5 protein-coding genes and 2 pseudogenes are annotated in these 5,351 nt (G+C 68.1%); 3 read left to right on the forward strand and 4 right to left on the reverse strand.

Annotation, left to right across the window (positions count from 1 at the left end):
- The 4 genes and pseudogenes from E1258_RS29350 to E1258_RS29365 all read right to left on the reverse strand — a co-directional run.
- A pseudogene (locus tag E1258_RS29350) lies at positions 1 to 734 on the reverse strand (hypothetical protein); the annotation flags it as partial.
- A 77-nt stretch (positions 735 to 811) separates the two neighbouring features.
- Positions 812 to 1,753, reverse strand: a complete 942-nt coding sequence (locus E1258_RS29355) for a hypothetical protein (protein WP_132406828.1) — start codon at positions 1,751 to 1,753, stop codon at positions 812 to 814.
- 95 nt (positions 1,754 to 1,848) lie between these two features.
- On the reverse strand, positions 1,849 to 2,151 hold the full coding sequence (locus E1258_RS29360; protein ID WP_132406830.1) for a WXG100 family type VII secretion target: 303 nt from the start codon (positions 2,149 to 2,151) through the stop codon (positions 1,849 to 1,851).
- Positions 2,152 to 2,181: 30 nt separating this feature from the next.
- The gene (locus E1258_RS29365) at positions 2,182 to 2,496 is read right to left on the reverse strand and encodes a WXG100 family type VII secretion target (RefSeq protein WP_243715768.1); all 315 of its coding nucleotides are present in this window, start codon (positions 2,494 to 2,496) and stop codon (positions 2,182 to 2,184) included.
- A 311-nt stretch (positions 2,497 to 2,807) separates the two neighbouring features.
- Between E1258_RS29365 and E1258_RS29370 the strand changes: the two genes are divergently transcribed.
- The 3 genes and pseudogenes from E1258_RS29370 to E1258_RS29385 all read left to right on the forward strand — a co-directional run.
- Positions 2,808 to 3,227: a YbaB/EbfC family nucleoid-associated protein gene (locus E1258_RS29370; protein ID WP_132406834.1), complete on the forward strand. Its 420-nt coding sequence runs from the start codon at positions 2,808 to 2,810 to the stop codon at positions 3,225 to 3,227.
- Positions 3,224 to 4,150 carry a hypothetical protein gene (locus tag E1258_RS29375; RefSeq protein WP_132406836.1) on the forward strand — a complete coding sequence of 309 codons (927 nt, stop codon included), beginning with the start codon at positions 3,224 to 3,226 and terminating at the stop codon, positions 4,148 to 4,150. The genes E1258_RS29370 and E1258_RS29375 overlap by 4 nt, the downstream gene beginning before the upstream one ends.
- A 9-nt stretch (positions 4,151 to 4,159) precedes the next feature.
- Positions 4,160 to 5,351, forward strand: a pseudogene (locus E1258_RS29385) (hypothetical protein); the annotation flags it as partial.

Raw genomic sequence — 5,351 nt, forward strand, 5'->3', positions numbered from 1 at the left:
GTCGGGGGTTCGGTCGGAAGGTCCCCGGCGCCGGGACTGCCATCGCCCTCGGGCACGCTGACCGAGCCGTAGTTCAGCCGCGCGTACTGCTTCGCCAGGGTCTGCGCCACCTGGAGCATCTGGTCCGTCATCGGGCGGGCGAACCGGGTGGAGCTGATCGCAACGTTGCCGCCGTCGGTGTGGTTGGCACCATCGGCAGCCGCGATCTGTGCCCATGCGACGTCGAGGTAGTCGATCTGCTCCTGAGCCCATTTGAGATAGCTGGCGTTCATCATGAGCTGGTGCGGCACGCTCGCGGTCCCGGGCATGCCGTCGCCACCGAGCAGCCGTTCCGCCTGGTTGCCCAGGAACTTGCTCAGATAGTCCATCTTCGCCAGGAACGCCTCGGCCGCCGTGCCCTGCCAGGCCTTCTCCTCCCCGGCGATCGCGTGCGCGTGGAGGCTGATGAACGTCTCCAGCCAGTGCAGCAGGTTGTACGCCTGCTGGAACCCGTTCGCAGCCTCCAGCAGGCTCGGATAGCTGACCAGACTCGCGGCGTACTCGTGCCCGGCCTCGGTCTCGATCGCCGACCCACCTTTGACGGCAGCCTTGATCCGGCGCCATCCGGGCGGATCCATCTGCGCCCAGGTCTCCAAGTCGTTGACGTCGTCGATCTGCACGCTCGGCGGGGGAAAGGTCGCCACCGGGTCTGCGGAGTTGGTCCAGTCGTCCTGTTCCGACTCTGTTTCTGGCATGTCCTACACCAAGCCCCTGGATGAGTTCGAGAACGCCGACGTGTGACACCGGAACGCCCCGGCCGCGCGTGCGACGCCTAGTTGTCTCCGCTGCCCGACCCGTCCCCGCTACCGGAACCGTCATCGGAGCCGTCATTGCCGTTGCCTCCCTCGCCGGAGGAGGTGACCTGGCCGTAGTCGTCGATGTCGTTGATATGACCCCATGGATCGCTCATGGCCGCGCCGAACTCCTCCTCGGTCATCGAGTTGAACTCGGCGGTCTTCTCCTCGAAGTTCCGGCCGGTGCGGGCGTTGCCGTCCTCGGTGAGTTCGTAGGAGTCCGCCATCTCGAGCAGGCTCAGGCGAAGGGTGTAGAGCGTCTGGTGGACCTTCTCCAGCAGGCCCTGGGTGTCGCCGACCAGGCCCACGCTCTCCCCGGTTCCATGGATCTTGCGCCGCATGATCTCGGCCACGGCGAACTTCCCGGGCCGGACGTCCAGGGAGGCGAGTTCGTCACCCACCCGGAGCATGAGGCTGCCGCCCCGACCGTTCGGATCGTCGAACAGCTCTCCGATGGAGTTGGCGAAGTACCGGATGGCCGCGGTGCTGACCTTCAGGTCCCCGGCCGAGTTGTCGCTACCGCCCGTGTAGACACTGACCTCCGGCGGGTCAAACGACCCGTCGATGTCGAGGTGGTCGGACTCGTCGAACTCGTCCCAGTCGACGGAGTCCTCGTCGGGGACGTCGTTCTCCCGGAACTCGGCGACCAGTGCGTTCCAACTGTCGATGTCGATGACCTCGGTCTTGTACCACTCGTAGGCGGCCCGCTCCTCGGCCGTGTAGTCCGACCAGTCGATGTTGTTGGTCTGGCGGTTGCTGCTCGACACGAGGTCGGCCTGGACCTTGTCGATGACCGCCTGGATCCATCCGTCCGGATGCTCCTGCGGGAAGCCGTCGACCTCGCCGTTGTTGAACTTGTCCAGGATGCCGATGTAGTCGATGGCCCTGTCGTTGGGATAGCTGAAATCGATGGAAGCCATCCGTCCACAACCTTTCCAGCGTGGCCGTCTCTGAGAAGTGATGCGCGGGGAGCGCCGGCCGCCGGGGCACACCGACCCCGGCAGCCGGCCGGCGGTCAGCCGCCGCGGACGTCGTTCCAGATCTTCGTGTGCCGCTGCTCGGTGGTCCCGTAGTTGTCCGAGATCGCCAGCAGCGTCTGGCGGGCCTGCTCGAGGTAGACCGTCATCTGCTGGGCGGCGTTGCGCCACTCCACCTTCGCCACGTGGTACGCGCTCCGGGCGTCACCACTCCACTGCTCGATGCTCCGCTCGACGTTGCGTTCCATGTCGTCGAGCGCGTTCGAGATCCGGCCATTGATCCGATTCATGTCGTAGAGGGTGGCGTCGGCCTGGTTGAAGTCGAACCGGTAGTCGGACACGGGTCAGGTCCTTTCGACGGGGAATACGGGTCAGACTCCGGGAAGCGCCGTCATGAAGTTCTGGGCGGTCTGCGAGGCTTCGTCCTCGGCGGCCCGGTACCCGGCGGTCGTGGCGCCCATCACGTCCATCATGTGCAGCAGCTTCTCGATGATGGTCTGGAAGGACCGCTCCCAGTTGTCCATCGCCTGATCGAAGTTCTTCGAGGCGGTGCCGTGCCAGCTCGCCTGGAGAACGGCCATCTGCGAGTTGACGTTGCGCAGGTGGGTGGTGAACTCGTGGGCCTTGTTCGCGAACTCGGTGGCTGCCGCCTGCATGCCCGGATCGGCGGTCTGGACCGTTGGCATGGTCACAACGACATTCCTCTCGTCGTACGTCAGGGATGACGACGTCGAACCTCTGCTCGGCGTCCGCCGTGCCGAAGATTCCCGGCGATCGGCCGTTGCCGGCAAGGCTGCGGCGCGGCCGATGTCCGAACGACAGCCGAAGTCTGCCTACTTCCCCCTCCACGCCTCTGTCGCGTCCTGATCGTCGCCAGGTGACCGGCCGTGCGGTCGGGAAAAGGCCCTGCACGTTCGTGCCCGACCGGCACCGCGCCCCTTCCACCCCGTGGAGGGGCGCACCTGTACTGATGGCCCGCGCAGAAGGGAGCCGGCCGATGAGCTTCGACGATCACATCGAGGAGCTGTTCGCGGAGTACCAGCGTCAGCGCAGCAGCGTGACCACCCTCCAGGAGCGGATGAGCAAGGTGCAGGGTTCGGCCACCTCGCCGCGCCGCGAAGTGACGGTCACGGTCGGGCAGAACGGCGTACTGACCGAGATCAGCTTTCCGACTAGCGCGTACCGACGGATGACTCCCGCCGAGTTGCAGGCCACCGTCATGCAGACCTACAGCGAGGCGAAGGAGCAGGTCATGGAGCAGGCGGCGGCGCTGATCGCGCCGCTGCTGCCCCCCGGCATGGACGCCGCCAGGTTGGTGCGCGGTCAGGCCGGCCCGGACATGTACCTGCCGCCCGAGGGCCCCCGGATGACCAGCGGTGTCCGTGCCCTGCTCGGCCTCGACCCGGAACAGCCGTGAGCCAGCCGCCCGGTCACATCTGGGTCGACCCTGAGGGCGTCATCTCGGTCGGCGACTCGTACGCCCAGCACGCCGCCCGGTACCACGAGTGCCTGCGCCGGTTGAACGTGCTGCGGGCGCGGTACGAACCCGCGTGGGGAGACGACGAGATCGGCCGCCAGTTCCAAGAGCAGTTCGGCCATACGCTGGACCGCGTCGAGAGCGCCATCCGCGCCGTCCTGGGCTACCTGGAGTACGCGGCGGTCGGGTTGCGGGTCAGCGGTGAGGGCTACCGGCAGGCGGACGAGGACGCGACGATCGGCGGGCGGACGATCGCCGAGGAGTTCGCGAACCTGCCTGTGCGGCTCGCCGGGTACGCCCCCTGGAAACCCGTCGACGGCGAGCCCGGTCAGCTCACTTCCCGGCTGGCCGTCACCGGCAAGCTTCCGCGTTCCGAGGAGGTGGCTTCCCGGCAGGCGCTTCCGCGATCCGGGGTGCCGGTGTTACGGGCGGGTGTGCGCATCGCCGGTCCGGTCACTGCCCCGGAATCGGTCGAGTCGCCCAGCAGCTTTCTCGCGTCGAGGCGGCCGGCGGAGTTCGCTGTGGCGTCTCCCGCGATCTCCGCCTTCCGGCGGTACGACACCAGGGGCGTCCTCATCGACGGCACCCCGGTTCCTCCCGGTTACGAACTGCGCACCCTGACCACGTTTCCGGACGGCACCGCACGGATCGACGCCAACGGCTACGACTCGATCGTCCCGCTGGGCACGCGGGTGCCGATCACCGCCGCCGGTCACCCCGTCGACGGCGACGGCGACCAGTTCTTCCTGCTCAAGCCCAAGGAGGACGCCGGTGTCGACCCCACCGCGCCCGGATACCGTCCACTGCTGATCAGCTTCGGCCCGGACGGTTCGGCGACGCCGTTGTTCACCGGTCCCGCCTGACGCCGTTCCATGGGCGACTTCCACATCCCCAACGACCCCAATTGGCAGTGGGCGTACGACGCGATCCTCTACACCGTCGGTGAGGAGTTTCCCAAGGGCGATCCGTCGGAGCTCCAGGCGCTCAGCATCGAACTCGAGCGGTTCGGCGCGCACCTGGCCGACGGGATCGCCGCCACCCAGGCGCTCGGCCTCGGGTTGCAGGGCAACCTCGACGGACCCGCCGCCGACGCGTTCGCCCAGTTCCAGCAGATCGTCACCCGGCCGATCCCGGGGGGCATCCGGAGTGCCCTGATCGCCGGCGACGTAGCCCACCGGGCCAACCAGCAGATCGACTACGGCCAGACCCAGATCGTCGTCGCGGCGTTCATGATCGTCCTGGACATCGCGGTGGCGATGGCGTCCGGCTTCGGTGCCACGCTCGTTCCCGCGTACCTCAGTTTCGGTCAGCGGCTCACCCAGGCGCTTCTCAACCGGTTGCAAGACCGGCTGCACCGACTGATCGCCCAGCTCGCCATCCAGGGCGCGGAGGAGGGTCTGGAGGAGGGCACCGAGAACGTCATCGCCCAGACCGTCATGATCGCCAAGGGCAACAAGGACGACGGATTCAGCTGGTCGGACCTCGGGGAGTCGATCGGTGCCGGCGTCGCCATCGGCACCGTCGCCGGTGGCGTCTCCCTGATCGGTGGCCGATACTTCCCCAAGCTCTCCGACACCACGCACGGACGGGCCGGACTGGGCGCGATAGGTGAGACGCTCGGCGAACTGGCCTACCTGTCCATGGCCGGCGGACTCGGAAACTTCAACGCGCTGGCCACCGCCGTCTCGTCCGCTGTCGGCACCTACGCCAGCGTGTACGCCCACGACCTCGGCGAGGCCATCGGTGGCCCGGTCACGCCCGATCCGTCCGGCCTGAAGGGTCCCGGCCCGTCCAGGAACCTGGCGGTCACCAGTGGTGGTCCCGGTGCTGTGGGACCTGGCGCCCACGGCACCGGCGGGGAGTTCGTTGACCGGCCAGGCTCCGGGGGAACGGACCCCGACACCGGCCGGCCGGGGACCGGCCACACGCCGCCGCCCGGCCCTGGTTCCGAAGGTGCCCCGTCGGACGGTCTCGGCACGACGCCGTCCGTCCCACCCGGTCAGCAGCCGCCCCCCGGTACCCGGCCCGCGCCGTCGACCGCCACCCCTGACGACGGTTCAACGG

It is taken from the genome of Micromonospora sp. KC207 (assembly GCF_004348615.1).
Lineage (GTDB): Bacteria > Actinomycetota > Actinomycetes > Mycobacteriales > Micromonosporaceae > Micromonospora.

Bases quoted from the DNA above. Each gene is read 5' to 3' on its own strand.
- E1258_RS29365 (WP_243715768.1), bottom strand. From the start codon at position 2,496: ATGCCAACGGTCCAGACCGCCGATCCGGGCATGCAGGCGGCAGCCACC.
- E1258_RS29355 (WP_132406828.1), bottom strand. From the start codon at position 1,753: ATGGCTTCCATCGATTTCAGCTATCCCAACGACAGGGCCATCGACTAC.
- E1258_RS29370 (WP_132406834.1), top strand. From the start codon at position 2,808: ATGAGCTTCGACGATCACATCGAGGAGCTGTTCGCGGAGTACCAGCGT.